Origin of the sequence: Bartonella grahamii subsp. shimonis, from assembly GCF_036327415.1 — a bacterium.
Taxonomy (GTDB): Bacteria; Pseudomonadota; Alphaproteobacteria; order Rhizobiales; family Rhizobiaceae; genus Bartonella; species Bartonella shimonis.
The window spans coordinates 1,136,347-1,153,602 of the sequence record NZ_CP123961.1; the positions used below are offsets into that span (position 1 = coordinate 1,136,347).

The 17,256-nt window shown below is 37.5% G+C and carries 8 protein-coding genes; 5 read left to right on the plus strand and 3 right to left on the minus strand.

The window, feature by feature from the left end:
* Position 1 precedes the first annotated feature (1 nt).
* Positions 2-265 (plus strand): hypothetical protein, encoded by a 264-nt coding sequence (locus QHG57_RS05000; RefSeq protein ID WP_330167386.1) that lies wholly within the window; start codon positions 2-4, stop codon positions 263-265.
* Here QHG57_RS05000 and QHG57_RS05005 read toward each other — a convergent pair.
* On the minus strand, positions 262-1,551 hold the full coding sequence (locus tag QHG57_RS05005) for an MFS transporter (protein ID WP_330167387.1): 1,290 nt from the start codon (positions 1,549-1,551) through the stop codon (positions 262-264). The genes QHG57_RS05000 and QHG57_RS05005 overlap by 4 nt on opposite strands.
* Before the next feature lie 558 nt (positions 1,552-2,109).
* On the opposite strand from QHG57_RS05005, the gene bafA (QHG57_RS05010) reads away from it, so the two are divergent.
* The 4 genes from bafA (QHG57_RS05010) to ndk all read left to right on the plus strand — a co-directional run bounded on the left by bafA (QHG57_RS05010) (position 2,110) and on the right by ndk (position 14,310).
* The gene (gene bafA / locus QHG57_RS05010; RefSeq protein WP_330168852.1) at positions 2,110-7,587 is read left to right on the plus strand and encodes a BafA family autotransporter; all 5,478 of its coding nucleotides are present in this window, start codon (positions 2,110-2,112) and stop codon (positions 7,585-7,587) included.
* A 362-nt stretch (positions 7,588-7,949) separates the two neighbouring features.
* A complete protein-coding gene (gene bafA / locus QHG57_RS05015; protein ID WP_330168853.1) occupies positions 7,950-10,514 on the plus strand; it encodes a BafA family autotransporter in 2,565 nt (854 codons plus the stop codon).
* 400 nt (positions 10,515-10,914) lie between these two features.
* Positions 10,915-13,494: a BafA family autotransporter gene (gene bafA, locus QHG57_RS05020; protein WP_330168854.1), complete on the plus strand. Its 2,580-nt coding sequence runs from the start codon at positions 10,915-10,917 to the stop codon at positions 13,492-13,494.
* Between the two features lie 393 nt (positions 13,495-13,887).
* Complete coding sequence (gene ndk, locus QHG57_RS05025) at positions 13,888-14,310, plus strand: nucleoside-diphosphate kinase (RefSeq protein WP_330167391.1); 423 nt, start codon at positions 13,888-13,890, stop codon at positions 14,308-14,310.
* A 303-nt stretch (positions 14,311-14,613) separates the two neighbouring features.
* On the opposite strand, the gene pgsA is transcribed toward ndk, so the two are convergent.
* Entirely contained in the window at positions 14,614-15,195 is a 582-nt protein-coding gene (pgsA, locus tag QHG57_RS05030; RefSeq protein WP_330167392.1) for a CDP-diacylglycerol--glycerol-3-phosphate 3-phosphatidyltransferase, read from the minus strand.
* Positions 15,196-15,267: 72 nt separating this feature from the next.
* Entirely contained in the window at positions 15,268-17,247 is a 1,980-nt protein-coding gene (gene uvrC, locus QHG57_RS05035; protein ID WP_330168855.1) for an excinuclease ABC subunit UvrC, read from the minus strand.
* Positions 17,248-17,256 lie beyond the last annotated feature (9 nt).

Below are 17,256 nucleotides of genomic sequence, written 5' to 3' on the forward strand. Positions count from 1 at the left end.
CATGATAATTGATCGAATTTTACTTATTTTATGGGCTGTGATATTGGCTTTTTTTTGCGTTTCGTGGTTGGGAACAACACATATCCTATCAAGAATGTTTACTGTTGCTTATATGAGCAATATTGCAGATTTTTTATTTTTCTTTTTGAGTGCCTTGTTTGCGGGAATATTGTGGTGGAAAATACCGCAACCCATGTCTTTAAAAATGAAACTGGCAGCATTTTTGCTGCCAGTACTTATTTTATTTTTCTTTATTATATTTTAGTTGGATATTTCCTCATCTGTAAATCCCACGAAGCAAATCAGTGAAATAAAAGAAGCAAGAAGCAAATAATAGCCGATATAAGATGTATCGAAATGTTGTACCAAATATTCTGCAATATAAGGTGCAAGAGAGGCTCCTACGATACCCGATAAGTTGAAAGTAATAGAAGAACCAGTATATCGAATTTCTGTTGGGTATGGTGAAGCCAAAACAGCACCAAGAGGACTGTATATCATCCCCATGATAGACAAACCGATAACAGACATTGCAAGGACTCCCATAACTCCAGAATTTAAGAAATAAGGGATTGCAAAAGAATAGATACCGGTGATGATTGTAATCCAAATCATCAAAGTTCTACGTCTAATACGATCAGCGAGTCTTCCAGTGATGACAGTAAAAATTCCACAGAAAATAGCACCAACAATTTCGACTTGGAGAGCTTGATAAAATGGCAATTGCAGATGGTTTGTTGAGTAGCTTAACAAATATGCAGTGACCAAGTAAAACAAAACAAATGTTGCCATACCAGAAAATATTCCAAGAAATAGGATTCGTGGACATTTTAAAAAGACATCAATGATAGGAACTTTGACACGTTCTCTACTTTCAAGAGTTTTTTTGAATTGAACAGTTTCATTGATTGAAAGACGGACCCATAATCCTATAATCATGAAAAAAACTGAAGCAATAAAAGGAATACGCCATCCCCAAGCTAAAAGTTCATCATGATCAAGGAAGTGTAATAGACCTAAATAAACAGCAATGGATAAAAACAAACCGATTGGAACGCCCAATTGGGGGAACATCGCATACCAGCCACGCTTTTCTGGGGGGGCATTTTCTGTTGCAAGCAAAACAGCTCCTCCCCATTCTCCTCCTAATCCCATTCCCTGTCCAATACGACACAAGGTTAAGAGGAAAGGGGCAAACCACCCAACGGTTTCATAAGTAGGAAGAAAACCAATAATGACTGTTGAAAGACCCATTGTGAGAAGAGAGGCGATAAGTGTTGCTTTTCTCCCAATTTTATCTCCAAAATGTCCAAAAACAATTGATCCAAAGGGGCGCGCAAAAAAGGCCGCTCCAAAGATCAGGAAAGATTGTAAAATGGCAATCTGATCATTTTGTGTTGGAAAAAACACATGAGGAAATATGAGAGCTGCGGCAGTAGCAAAGACATAGAAATCAAAGAATTCAATTGTTGGTCCAATAAGGCTTGCAAACAAAATGCGACGAGGCGAATTTCTGTTGCTTGTACCTTGCATTTCTAAGTTTATAGACATGAATAGAATGTCCCTTTCACTATATGACAAATCAAATATGAATTAACTGAATATAATTATAAAAATTTCAAATCAGTGTCGAGTCGATATTATGGCGTTTCTTAAATATATTAGAACAGTGATATAGACTGATGAACATCAATAAGTATTTTTTTTATCAAAATTAAATAAAATAAAGAAACTATTTTAAATCCTGTAAAAGATGGAAATATGTGGACATAAAGGCTGCCCTCATTCACATTACTGTCTCATTTAATGTTTAAGCCATTTTTATCTATTGAGGGATCAATCTTATTTATAGATCATCTTTGATATCTCAAAAATATTTTTCATAGATGTAATTATAACACTTTTTAAGCGTAACTAAAAGAAATTAAATCTTTTAGTTGTGCATATGTTTTAAAACACAGGATGTATATTTGATCTGTCAGAGTTTAATTCATCAAATGCTTTGTTATCTTAAAAAACATGAGGTTGCAGCAATTGCATTGTGTTGTTTTGGTCTATGCACTTTTTTCTAAATGGGGAATTAAAATTTGGAATTATGGAGTGTGAATAATGCAACGCAAATTGAAATTAAGTTTTTGTGCATTAATGACCAGTGGTTTTTTTGTCAAGATTGCGAGTGCAGATGGAGTAGCGACACCAAAAGAAAAGTTATTAATGCCAGTAAATATTAGTGAAAATCTAGAAGAGACAAGAAATTTGTTATCAGAAGTGAGGGGATTAAAAGAAAAGAAGGGGGGATCAAAAAGAATAGAGAATAAACAGACAGTAGAAGGAAATAAGTCTTCAGAAGATGAAAGGGATAGATTAGAAAACCTATTCTTTGAAGTACTCACAAATTCAATAATAAGTGGTGGCGCTACTGTCTATATTACTAATCGCAACTCTGAAGGTTCTGAAGTAAATAGCTTTAGCTATGAAGATGCAGGCTATTCCATCAATAATACGGTTCAAGAAGGTGGAAAACTCTATATTGATGCAGCAAGTGTTAGCAGGGATACGACAATTGAGAGTGGTGGTATTGAATTCGTTCAAAAGCTGAGCAGTTCAGAATATGCTATTGTTAAAAAAGGTGGAAAACAAATTGTTGAAAGTGGTGCAAATACTGAAGGGGCTAAAATCTATGGTGGTGAGCAGGTTATTTTTGGTAAGGGGATTCTGGGAGATGGTTTGTTGCGTAAAGATAAAGAAAGTAGTGCTTATAACACCGAAATTTATGCTGAAGATGAAATGCCAGGAATACAAAGTGTTTATAGTGGAGGGATGGCTGTTGACACAAAGGTTATGAAAGGAGGAGTCCAGAATCTTGATGGTAAAGAGAATTCTAATAACGGCTTTTCAGAAGATGCTGATACAGCTGATACAGAAGATGAGGATTTTACAATCAATGAGGGGGCTTTTGCATTGAGTACCGAACTTTTTAAAAATGGTATGCAGAATATCTTTGCAGGAGGGAATGCGAGCGAAGTTACTTTATACGATAGAGCTACTCAGAAGATATATGATTCTGGATATGCGGATGATCTAACAATTAATCATCAAGCACAATCATGGGTTTTTGCTGGTGCAATATTAGATAAGGATACAAATGTTAATGATTTTGGCAACCTCTATCTTTATGCTGGGAATGGTGAAGCTGTTACGGAAGTGGAAAATCTTAATTTAAATGGAGAAGATGCCAAGCTATACATTATTGCTTCTGAAGATAACGGCAAAAAAACTCAGGTTAATATCCAGAATTTAAAAGGAAACGGTAGAGTTATTTTTACGTCTTCTGGGTCTCATAAGTATTACTCTGTGCTTAATATTGATGATCTTTCAGGTTCTTTCCATTTTGATTTTAATGTCAACTTTGCCAAGCGCCGTAGTGATTATCTTGTCATTAAAGAAAATAGCTCTGGGTATCATACAATAAGTATTACTGATTCTGGGGATGAGGTCACAAATTCTTCTCACAAAAAGCTTAAATTAATTTCTGATCACAGTGGAGATGCTCATTTTACTCTGACAAATACTTTTGGTGAAAAAATCAGAGCTATTGATGCCGGAACCTATAAGTACAGTTTGAAACATAGAAACGATAAAGGAACCGGTAAAATTTGGTATTTAGATGCGAATTACGCTCTTGATGAGGAAAATACCTCTTTATTTTCTGATTTGAGCTTGCAATCATCTGCTATGGCTTCATTATCGAATGATCTCACAGAATTCACAATTGAAAAGGGAATGATTGTTACGATTGCTGATCCTAGCTTTGATAGTAACAGTGAGAAAGTTGATAGCAATGGAGAAACTTCAATTGGTAATATAGTTAAAGATGGTGGGAAGCTCTCCGTTTATAACGGTGGTTTTAGCTTGTATACGACAATTCAAAGAGGCGGTACTGAGCTTATTAGAACACAGGGGCTTTCACAGGATAGTACAGTTAAGAGAGGGGGAAAACAAAAGATTGAAGATGGGGGAAAGGCTGAAGGGGTTACAATTTACGGTGGTGAGCAATTTGTTTCAGGAAAGTCTGATATCAAAGGTGAGATGGTAAGGAGTAGCGCCTATGACACCGTCGTTTCTGGTAAAAATGGAGTGCGAGGATACCAGAATGTGTACGATGATGGAGAGGTTTTTAGCACAAAGATCATGGAAGGAGGGGTACAAAATCTTTATGTGGAAGAAGATCTTGACCATTATAGCAGTTTTGCATTTGATACGAAGATCTTTTCTGGTGGAGAACAACACGTTTTAGCGGGAGGAATCGCGATTGGCGTTCTCTTACAAGGGAATGCTTTCCAAGCAATAGATTTAGGAGGCTATGTAAAAGATTTAACGGTTAAGGATCAAGCACAATCGTGGTTACATTCTGGTGCAACATTAGAAGGAAGCACCATGATTCATGATTCTGGACGGATTTATCTTTATGCTGGTGCTGAGCGATCTCGTACTGAAGTAGAAAAAATTGTTTTAAATGGCAAAGATACTACAGTGTACTCTATTTCTTCCAAGATGGATGGCGAAAGCTCTTTGATTGAGGATTTAAGCGGGAATGGACGCGTTATTTTTACTTCTACCGTGTTGAATCCACATTACTCTAAACTTGAGGTCGGTCATCTTTCAGGGAGTTTACATTTTAGACTGAATACCAATTTTGCAGAGCAGCGCGGTGATTATCTCCTTATAAAAAATGGGGAAGGGCATCACACCATAAGCGTGATCGATTCTGGTGTTGAAATGACCGATGCTCATCTACAAAATCAGAACTTAGTTTTGGAGCTTGATCTAATTCATGATCAAAGCGGAAATGCGCATTTTACTCTGACAGATTTTTCTGGTGAAAAGACTAGTACGATTGACGGTGGAGCCTACCTGTATGATCTAAAGACGAAAGGTCATAACGGCGGAAAAATGTGGTATTTGGCACTGTTGGAAACAACTTCTACTCCTGTAATCCCCTCACCTCATGCGGAGCCGTCTATAGATAAGATTCCTGAAAAAGAAGAGACATCTTCAAAAGATTTTAGTATCTCTGATGTAATTGATTACAGTATTAGTGAGGGAGGAGGCATTTTACAAAGCTTTTTGCTTGGTGATGATCGCGTAATTTATATCTCTGATGATGGAAGTGCTCTTAAGCAATCCATTAACGCTACAGTTGAGGAATCTGGAACACTTTATGTTGAAGCAGGTGGTTTTGTTAAGAATACAACAATTGAAAATGGTGGTTCAGAGATTGTAGGGGAACAGGGGATTTCAGAATTTACGATTATTTACGAAGGTGGAAAACAAAGAGTGGAGGGAGGAGGATCCGCATTGCAGGCTACAATCTACGGTGGTAATCAGCTTATTTGGGGAGATGGTTATGTAAATGGTGGGATTGTTGGGAGCACTGCTTATAATACGACAATTTATGGTCAAGGTGACACACTGGGACAGCAGAATGTGTATGATGATGGGCTGGCTGTGGGAACACAAGTGATGAGTGGAGGAATACAAACTCTTGCTAAATGGTTTCCTGATGATGATAACTTTGCAGAAAAAGCCGGCGGCTTAGCCGTGAATACTGAGGTTTTCGGGGGTGGAGTACAGCGGGTATTAGCAGGGGGAGAGGCGGATACAGTAATTTTACGCACTGGTGGTGCTCAAGAAATCTATGTGGGTGGAATTGTAAAGAATCTAACGATTGAAGCTAATGCCAATTCATGGGTTTCTCCTGGTGCGATATTAAGAGGAGAAATAAAGGTTCAGGATTTTGGTGGTCTCCATCTTGATGCTGGAGATGATAGTCAACAAACTATAGTAGAAAACATTGCTTTAAATGGAGAAGAAGCTCAATTATACTCCGTTGCTAGTGAGTTTGACGACAAAAGTACACACATTCAGCAGTTAAGCGGTGTAGGAAAAGTCATTTTTACCTCTTCTGAAGATGATTTGTATTACTCTCAGCTTTATGTTGATGATCTTTCGGGCAGTCTCCATTTTGGCTTTAATGTCAGTCTTGCAGAAGGAAAAGGTGATTACCTCTTTATTGAGAATGGGAGGGGTTTTCACACAATAAGTGTCGTAGATTCTGGTATTGAAATTGTTGATCCTTCTTCAACAGAACTTGATTTAATTGTTGATCAAAGTGGAGGAGCATTTTTTACTCTACAAAGTTTTTCTAGTGCAAAAATTCAAATTGTTGATGGTGGAACTTATACCTATGGCTTAAAACACAAAAAGATTGAGAATGAAGAGGGAAAAATTTGGTATTTGACTGCAGTTTACATGGATAGTGTGCCACGTAGAAGCAGAATTCCACGGCATTTAAGTCAACAGCAACAGGATTCTTCCTTTTCAACTATTACAGCTATAAAAGAACATGCTATTAAATTTCCACGTCGAAGAGAAAAACGCCGAAATTTGAGTCAAAAGTCTCCAGCTTCAGTATCTCCAACTGTTTCAAACCTTAGAAGTCAAGTTATTGAAGGAGAATATCTAGCAGATCCTCATCCTCTTTCTGATGAAGAGCAACAGACTGCTATTTCAGAATCTTCTCAATCTTTAGCCGATCAAATTATTTTACGTCCAGTTCATAAAGAACAACCTTCTCCACAATTAAGTGAGACACTTTCAGTTTCTCATTTTTTAACCACTCCCTCTACAGATGCGGTATTGTCTATGTCTGTGGCTCCAGCGATGGTTTTTCATAATGAAATGCAAACCGTGCGTGCGGGAAGAGGAGTTCTAGATAAAAGTAAAAAGAATGCAGCTTTATGGACCTATGCGATCAAATCTAAAGAGAGTATTGCTACAGAGCATATAGATTTTAAGTTGGATCAGACAGGTATTGTTTTAGGGATCAATAGTTTAAGCGAGTGGGAAAATGGAGAGTTTTATATCGGTGGTTTTGGCATTTATGACCACGCACGCATTGTGCATGCACGAGGTGGTACCAGCGGTATCAATACTTATGGCATTGGTGCTTATGTCACTTATTTGGATCATAGTGGATGGTATTTAGACGGTCTTTTAAAATATAATGATTATCAAAATACTCTAAAGGCAGTTTCAACGAATGGTTTAGCAGTTGAAGGAAGTTATAGGCAATGGGCGGTGGGCACCTCCTTTGAAGCCGGTTATCGACTTAAGACGTCAAAGAGCAGTTGGCTCCAGCCTTATGGACAATTTACTTGGTTGCAAGTTGAGGGTAAAGAAATCAAGTTATCGAATGACATGATAGGTGACATACGCCCTTTCACTTCATTACGCAGTGAGGTTGGCTTATCTTTAGGGTATGAATTTGTTTCTCGCATGGATTCTTCATCATTTGCGTATATTACAGCAGCATGGTTGCGTGAGTATAAAGACGACAACCATACGTTGATTAATCAAGGGCATTCATTTACCACCGACTTATCTGGGAATGCAGGTAAGTTAGGAATCGGTTTAAGCAGTTTAGTGAGTGAAAAGTTAAAGTTATATGGTGAGGCCCATTATGTTAAAGGACGTAAAACAAAACAGTCCCTTCAGGGTATTTTAGGTGTACGCTATAGTTTTTAATTATATGGTTATTTTTTAGTTATCTTTAAATGTATGATTATTTTTAAAGGTCTTTAATGAAGGGGCAGAGAACAATTTTTCAGAGCATGCAGCTTCGCTTTTCATGATAAGCTGTATGCCCTTATATACTTTATTATGCATTACTTTTTGCTTTGATAAGAAAACTCTAGGGAAATGCTAAAGAAGCACTATAAAAACGTTCTTATATTCTTGATTAAAAAAGTATTTGAAACACTGTAAAGAACAGTTTTTTATGAGAGAAGGAGGATGTTTAAGAAGGATTGTTTGCAATCTAAGGTTGAAAATATATTTTGTAGAGCTAATTACGTTTGGTGTCTATGCAGGCGTGAAAGGGGGAGGATATGGCTCTACAATATAAATGGAAACGACATTGTTGGATATTCATGTTGAGCAGTTGTTTTGTACAAGCTGCTGCTGCAAATGAGGGGAGAGCATCACTTTTTTGTCAATCTTCAAGTTATGAAAATGGCAAAATATTTCAGGATCAATACAATGAAGATATGAAAACAGGAAGATGCATACTTGGAGTATCTAATGATGTTATTATGAGGACGCGCAATGAATTAGGCTTTTTAAAAAATCTTAGCAATTTTACTACAGATAATGGCGCTAGAGTGTTTGCGAATCAACAGGAGCTTGACAGCAGTCGTCGTGACAATGTTGAATATAATGTACAAGAACAAAATACTGCGCTTTTTAAAAAACCTGAACTTATTTTCATTAAAGATGGGGCACTGCTCGAAAATTATGTCCTTGATAATGAAGGTAAGGCATACATTTCAAATGATGGCGAGAGTGATAGCCCAGGACGATCCATTAATAACACGGTAAAAAATGGTGCAGAGCTTTATGTGTATGCAGGAGGTCTCAGTGAGAATAGTAAAATTGAACATGGTGGAACTGAAAATGTTCAGGCTTTAAAGGGAAAACAAGGCTTTTCGAAAAATGCTGTTGTTAAAGAAGGCGGACAACAAAGTGTTGGAAATGGAGGAAAAGTAGAGGGAACTAAAATTTATGGTGGTAAGCAACTTGTTTTCGGGGAGGGGGATGTTGGAGGAGAAGTTAAAGGGAGTAGTGCTTCTCATACAGTCATTTATGGTCAAGATGAAACACTAGGCCAACAAAAAGTATATGATGGTGGAAAAGTTTGGGATACGAAAGTTATGCGAGGGGGCGTACAAGAGGTTGGAAAAAAATCTCAAAGTGCTAAAAATGGTGGTTTTGCATTTGATACAGAAGTTTTTAGCGGTGGTAAACAGCGTATCTTAAAAGGCGGTAAGGCTATTGGAGTTACTTTAAATGAGAGCGCTATTCAGGAAATATACGCTGATGGTTCTGTAAAAAATTTAACAATGAATGATGAAGCAAAATCATGGGTACATGCTGGAGCGACATTAGAAGGCAAAACACAGGTAAATCATTCTGGGAAGCTTCATCTTTATGCTGGGAATGAGCAACATCGCACCACAGTAGAAGATATTATTTTAAATGGAAAAGATACAAAACTGTACTCACTCACGGATGAGTTTGATGGAAAAGGTTCTTTGATACAAAAATTAAGTGGTGAAGGGAGTGTTATTTTTGCGTTTACAGGTTCTGATCCGTATTATTCTCAGCTTCACGTAAATAATCTTTCAGGAAATTTACATTTCGCGTTTAATACCACGATTGCCCATAACCGTGGTGATTATCTCTTGGTTGAGAAAGGTGCTGGGAATCATACAATAAGTGTTGCTGATTCTGGAGTTGAAATCACGGATCCTTTTTCAAATAAGCGTGATTTAATTACAGATCAAAGTGGTGGAGCGCATTTTACGCTGACAGATCTTAAGGGTGATAAAATTAATGCCATTGATGGTGGAACTTATATGTATGATTTGAAAGAAAGAAAGGATGAAAATGGAAAAGTTTGGTTTTTATCTGCAGACCGCCTCAGTGGACCAGAAACCTCTATTCCAGATCCGGAAAATCCTTTTGTTCCTGGGGGAACATCAACGACACCCTCTACAGATGCAGTGTTAACGTCGTCCGTAGTTCCTGGAGTTATTTTTAACAATGAGTTGCAAAGTGTACGGAATGGTAGAAAAATTTGGAACAGAAATAGGAAAGATATCGAACTATGGACTTATGCGATTAAAAGCAGAGAACGTATTGCGACAGGCCATACACACTTTAAGCTTGGGCAGACAGGTTTAGTCGTTGGTGCTGATCAATTGAGTGAATTAAGGCATGGAGAGTTGTATGTTGGTGGTTTTGGTAGTTATGATCAAGCACGTGTTTCTCATGCACGAGGTGGTAACAGCGATCTGAGCTCTTATAGCATTGGAACTTATGCAACTTATTTTGATCATCGCGGATGGTATATGGATGGTGTTTTGAAATATAATTATTACCGAGATAATTTGAAAGCCATTTCAACGAATGATTTAGCTATTCAAAGTCATTACAATCAGTGGGCAATAGGTGGATCATTTGAGATTGGTTGTTATTTTGTACCGGCACAGAATACTTGGATGCAGCCTTATATCAAGCTAACAGGTTTGCAGGTTGAAGGTAAAAAAATAAAACTTTCCAATGGAATGATAGGTGATCTAAGCCCATTGATTTCATTCCGCAGTGAAGTTGGATTGACTGCAGGACATGAATTCTTTGTGAATTCAGAAACTTCATTAACAGCTTACATTATGGCTGCTTGGTTGCGTGAGAATATAAATAATAATCATGCGACAATTAATAACCAGCATAAATTTATCACAGACTTATCGGGTAGTGCGGGTAAATTGGGAATTGGTTTAAACGGCTCGGTCAATGATAAACTAACACTTTATGCGGAAGCACATTATCTAAAAGGACGTAAGATTAAAAATGCTCTTCAAGGTATTTTAGGATTACGCTATAGTTTCTAAATATGTGTGTACATGGCTGATTAATTTTACAAATATCATTGTTTTACAAGCTTAAACAGATAATGCTCGATTTTGTCTTCTCGAGAGTGTAGAGATCTTCTCAAACAGTGAGGCTATCTTTATACTCTCCTTTAAAGGCACGAGCATTTTTTCATCGAACTTCAAATATTGAAAACTGTTCATTGAACTCAAGTGAACAGCTTAAATTTTATTCATATTTTCTGCCTTAAGTTAGAACTTTCTAACGGCTTATATGCACAACTTAAAGTTGTTTATATTAAAAAATACACCTTAAAAGTGTTTTTAAACATAAATAAAACACATTATGATACAATCTAAGACGCGTTACCTACGTAGCCGCGGGATATTTTTCTAAATAATTGAGAGTGGAGTGTGGATAATGCGATATAAATACAAGTTAAGTTTTTCAGTATTGATGATCAGTAGTTGTCTTGTACACGTTGCAAGTGCAGTTGAGAGTGGGAATGGAGAGCTAGCAAGAGTAGATAAAGTGGAAAATGGAAAAGAAATACCAAAAGGTTCAGCACTGATTACAAAGGGTTTTCTCAGTAATAATATTAAAATTGGAGATGGCAGCGTTGAGATTGTTGAAAATGGAGCAACTTCTGTAGGTTCCACTATTGAAAAAGGAGGGATGCAAATAGTTACACGTGGAGGAAATGCAATAGATGCTAAAATCCTTGGAGGTAAGCAGTTTGTTCATGAAGAGAAAGGTATTAATCTTATAAGCGTGGAGAGAAAAAGTAGTGCATATAATACCACAGTTTCTGGTGGTAAAGGGGCAGTAGGACAGCAGAATGTGTATGATGGAGCGTGGGTTTGGAATACGAAAGTAGGAAATAACGGAGAACAAAATCTTTACTTGGGAGAAAGAAAAGAGGGAGGAAAATCAATGGCTACAGAGCTCTCTGGGAATGGTAGACAGCATGTTTTAGCGCATGGAGAATCTTATGATACTACTTTGAAGGGGCAGGCTGTTCAAGTAGTATATCCTCAAGGGTTTGTGGATACTTTAACAATTACGGATTCTGCCAAATCGTGGTTCCATGTTGGGATACAAGAAGTCGTTGGAGAAGTAAGGGTCAATAAGAACGGAGAACTTTATTTGTTCGCTGGTGATAGGACAAATCATACGACTAAGAAAAAGATTCCTATAGAAGGAAGAGCTGAGGAAACAATATTTGAGGTTGGTGAGCGGAATATAGGAGAAAAGCCTCAGATTGACATTGAAGATTTAGGGGGGAAGGATGGGACTGTTATTTTTACTTCTATTCCGTATGATCCACGTCATATTTCACTTCATGTTGAAAGACTTTCAGGAAGTTTGCATTTTCGATTCAATATTAGTCCCACGGGGGATATGAGTGATTACTTGTCAATTGATTACAGCGCAGGTAATCATAAAATAAGCGTTACAGATTCTGGTCGTGAAATTACAGGTCTTTTTTCACAAAAAAATAGTTTGGGTACTGAGATTCCTTTAGTTACCGATAGAAGCCAAGATGGTGGAGCTGATTTTACTCTGGAAGATCTTTTGGGCAAGGACATTACAGCTGTCGATGGTGGCACCTATCAGTATGTTTTGCGGAAGAGAGGAAGATGTGCTAGTTCTAGTGGTTATTCTGCAATTTGGTATTTAAGTAGAGCCTCTGAAGGTACGGAACGTTCGAGCACTGAGGTACAATGTGTAAACAAGAAAACGAAAGTTCCTCTTGCATTGTCTGATCAAAGTGCTCCTTCCGGAGGAAAAAATACCAGTCCTCGTAAAACTACTAAAAAAGAGCAACCTAAGCAACGGCCTCCACGTCATTTAAGAGAAGCACAGAGTGTCTCTAGTGTTTCAGTATCTCCAACTGTTTCAAACCTTAGAAGTCAAGTTATTGAAGGAGAATATCCAGCAGATCCTCATCCTCTTTCTGATGAAGAGCAACAGACTGCTATTTCAGAATCTTCTCAATCTTTAGCCGATCAAATGATTTTACGTCCAGTTCATAAAGAACAACCTTCTCCACAATTAAGTGAGACACTTTCAGTTTCTCATTTTTTAACCACTCCCTCTACAGATGCGGTATTGTCTATGTCTGTGGCTCCAGCGATGGTTTTTCACAATGAAATGCAAACCGTGCGTGCGGGAAGAGGAGTTCTAGATAAAAGTAAAAAGAATGCAGCTTTATGGACCTATGCGATCAAATCTAAAGAGAGTATTGCTACAGAGCATATAGACTTTAAACTCGATCAGACCGGTATAGTCTTAGGGATCAATGGCTTAAGCGAGTGGGAAAATGGAGAGTTTTATATCGGTGGTTTTGGCATTTATGACCACGCACGCATTGTGCATGCACGAGGTGGTACCAGCGGTATCAATACTTATGGCATTGGTGCTTATGTCACTTATTTGGATCATAGTGGATGGTATTTAGACGGTCTTTTAAAATATAATGATTATCAAAATACTCTAAAGGCAGTTTCAACGAATGGTTTAGCAGTTGAAGGAAGTTATAGGCAATGGGCGGTGGGCACCTCCTTTGAAGCCGGTTATCGACTTAAGACGTCAAAGAGCAGTTGGCTCCAGCCTTATGGACAATTTACTTGGTTGCAAGTTGAGGGTAAAGAAATCAAGTTATCGAATGACATGATAGGTGACATACGCCCTTTCACTTCATTACGCAGTGAGGTTGGCTTATCTTTAGGGTATGAATTTGTTTCTCGCATGGATTCTTCATCATTTGCGTATATTACAGCAGCATGGTTGCGTGAGTATAAAGACGACAACCATACGTTGATTAATCAAGGGCATTCATTTACCACCGACTTATCTGGGAATGCAGGTAAGTTAGGAATCGGTTTAAGCAGTTTAGTGAGTGAAAAGTTAAAGTTATATGGTGAGGCCCATTATGTTAAAGGACGTAAAACAAAACAGTCCCTTCAGGGGATTTTAGGTGTACGCTATAGTTTTTAATTATATGGTTATTTTTTGATTGATCTCGATGTGTGTGGAAGGATTTTCAAACCTAGATCGAAGTGTCTAGGTTCGTCCTTTTTAAAGAAGAAGGCTTTCAAAAAGGTGTATATTTTGCATGTTTGGCTTTTCTTATGACTTTTTATTGCTTCAATGATAAAGTTGATGAGAGGCTTTTAAGATTATGTAAGAAGATTCAATATTTAATGAGAGTCGGTAGCACATCTTTATGATGGGATGAGCAGCTACAGGTATTTCTGTTAAAGTTTTCTTTATAATTCATTCTATATTTTTGAGAATTTGTGTAGATTTCTGTAGAGTCACTTGGCAAAGGGCTTCTTGCTCGCTATAGAAATGGCGAGAGAATGTTATAAATGAAATAAAGGTGGTTAAATGGCTTTAGAGCGTACTTTTTCGATGATTAAACCAGATGCAACCCATCGTAATTTGACTGGTGCAATTACTAAAATGCTTGAAGATGCAGGCTTGCGTGTTATTGCGTCTAAACGTGTCTGGATGAGCAAACGTGAGGCTGAAAATTTTTATGATGTTCATAAAGAACGCCCTTTTTTTAGTGAATTGGTTGAATTCATGTCTTCTGGTCCAACCGTTGTACAAGTTTTGGAAGGCGAAAATGCAATAGCTAAAAACCGTGAAGTAATGGGGGCTACGAATCCTAGTGATGCAGAAGAAGGGACAATTCGTAAGATTCATGCTTTATCGATTGGTGAAAATTCTGTCCATGGATCCGACAGCGCTGAAACAGCAAAAACAGAAATCGCCTTTTGGTTTTCTGAGGTAGAAATTGTTGGTTAATAAAGCGTATATAAGAAGCAAAAATCCGAAACACTATATTTCGGTTTTTTGCTTACTTTTTTGAAGCATAGGGAGCATTCATTGTGTTTTTAGCTTTTAATATTGCAACTGCTTTTGCGAGAATATAAAATCTATTTACTCTTTTTTTGAAGAGCTTTTATCTACATGTCCTCTTATTTGTAATGTGCAAAAAAGTGTTTTATTAATTTATCGTTAATAGATTTAAAATAAGCCGATCTTATACTATTCTCATCTCTTATTTAAGTACAAAAAGATAAATTATCATTATAAGTCTCATACTCTTCATAGGATAACGTGTTTTAAACCTGCACGAAAATAATCCCACCCTGTCCACAATGTAAGGATGGCCGCAATCCACAGCATAGTAATGCCAAACTCTACTGTGTAAGGAAAAATTTTATTACCGGCTGGTCCAGCTAAAAGAAATACAATAGCGATCATCTGTACAAAAGTTTTCCATTTTGCAAGACGAGAGACAGGAACACTAACTTTTAACTCAGCTAAATATTCACGTAATCCTGATACAAGAATTTCTCTGCAAAGAATGATAATAGCTGCCCATAGTGTCCACCCAGCGATGGTACTGTCTGCGGCAAGCAAGAGCAAACAAGCAGAGACGAGAAGTTTATCGGCAATTGGATCTAACATGCGACCAATATTGGATGTTTGTTCCCAAATACGAGCAAGGTAACCGTCAAGAAAGTCAGTAATGGATGCAACGATAAAAATGGACACAGCAATCCAGCGAGTGATATCACTTGATTGTAGTCGCCCTTCTAAAAAGAAGCATGCAACAACCATTGGGACTGCAACAATTCGTGCATAAGTTAAAATATTTGGAAAAGAAAAAGTATGATTTTTCATGGAACCATTTTTAATTCTTGTGAAAGAGAATATATTTCCTAAACGTAACAAGGCGAAGGTTATGAAACAAGTCTATTTTTCATGAAAATGGTTATGAATTTTTTGTGCAATTGTCATAGAGATTCCCGTAACTTTTTTTAAATCTTCAAGTGAGGCGCTAGCAACAGCCTTGGCACTTCCAAAATGATGAAGCAACGCACGCTTTCTTGTCGGACCAATATTTTCGATTTCATCAAGTGGGTTTTTGAATGTTGCTTTTTTTCGTTTTATCCTATGAGCTCCAATTGCAAAACGGTGTGCCTCATCACGCAGACGTTGCAAAAAATAGAGGGTAGGATCGCGTGGAGGAAGTGTAAAGGGAGGGATATCTTTTATAAAAAATCGTTCACGTCCCGCATGACGGTCAACACCTTTGGCGATTCCTACAACTGTGAAGAGGTCATTTAATTGTAATTCAGAAAGTATTGCATGTACACTGTTGATTTGTCCTTCACCACCATCGATTAAGATAAGATCAGGCCAAATGGGAAAAAGACCATCATCTTTTATGTCATGACTTCTATTTGGCAGACCATGCTCTTTGATAAGGCGTGAAAATCTTCGTTTAATCACTTCTTTCATCATGCCTAAATCATCGCCAGGCGTGATATCTGTTGAACGAATGTTGAATTTTCGATATTGATTTTTTACAAATCCCATTTGACCAGCCACAATCATAGCCCCTACAGCATTTGTTCCCATGATATGAGAATTGTCATAGACTTCTATCCGGCGTGGAGGAAAAGGTAGTTGGAATGTTTTAGCAAGATCTTGAAGCAATTTTGTATGGGAGGCTGTTTCAGAAAGCTTATGTTCAAGTGCTTCATGAGCATTGAGATAGGCATGATTAACAAGAGTTTTCCGTTCACCTTGTTTGGGTAAAGAGAGAGACACTTTGTGATTTGCTTTGAGACTCAATGCTTCTGTAAGAAGTGTCTTTTCTTCAATTTCTTCAGATAAAAGGATACTCTTGGGAAGTGGTTTATCATCGTAAAATTGGGCAAGAAAACTTGCTAAAATTTCAGTACGGGAAAAAGAAGGGTCTGCTTTAGGAAAATAGGCACGGTTTCCCCAATTTTGCCCCATGCGAAAAAAGAACACTTGAATACAGGTCATTCCTTCTTTTTGCGCAATTGCAAATACATCCGCTTCTTTTATCGTTTGAGGATTAATACCTTGATGGCTTTGTATGTGAGAAAGGGCTGATAAGCGGTCACGATAGGAAGCTGCTTGTTCAAAATCAAGACTTTCTGCGGCTTTATGCATAGCTTGAACCATATCGTTTTTAACAGATTGATTTTTTCCTGAAAGGAACGCTTTTGTTCCTCTCACCAGTTCTTTATAATCATTGTCACTAATTTCATGGGTACAAGGTGCAGAACATCGCTTAATTTGATAAAGCAAACAGGGGCGTGTACGATTTTCAAAAACTGAATCAGTACAGGTGCGTAATAAAAAGGCGCGTTGTAAAACATGAACTGTTTGTGTTACTGCACCAGCAGAAGCAAAAGGACCAAAATAGTGAGCTTTTCGTGTTCGAGCACCACGATGTTTGTAAAGTGCCGGCACTCGATGATCATCTGTAATCATAATATAAGGGAAACTTTTATCATCACGTAGTAATACATTAAAATGTGGATGCAATCTTTTGATGAGATTGGCTTCTAAAAGGAGTGCTTCTGTTTCTGTATGGGTGACGATAAATTCCATATGATATGTTGCACGAATCATGCGGGTAATACGATTATTGTGTCCTTGTTCACGTGTATAGTTTGAAACACGTTTTTTGAGATTACGGGCTTTGCCAACATAGAGAATATCACCATTTTTACCAATCATTCGGTAAATCCCTGGCTTATGCGGAAGGTGTCTAACAAACTCTTGTATGACTTTGATACCTTGTAATTGATTTTTCTCATTGCTTTGATTGGCATTATTCCACGTAATGTTAGAGAGAAAAGAAAGCTTTTCCCGTTCATTTTGCGGACAATTTGAATTATTTTTCAGGACCATTTCGTTTAT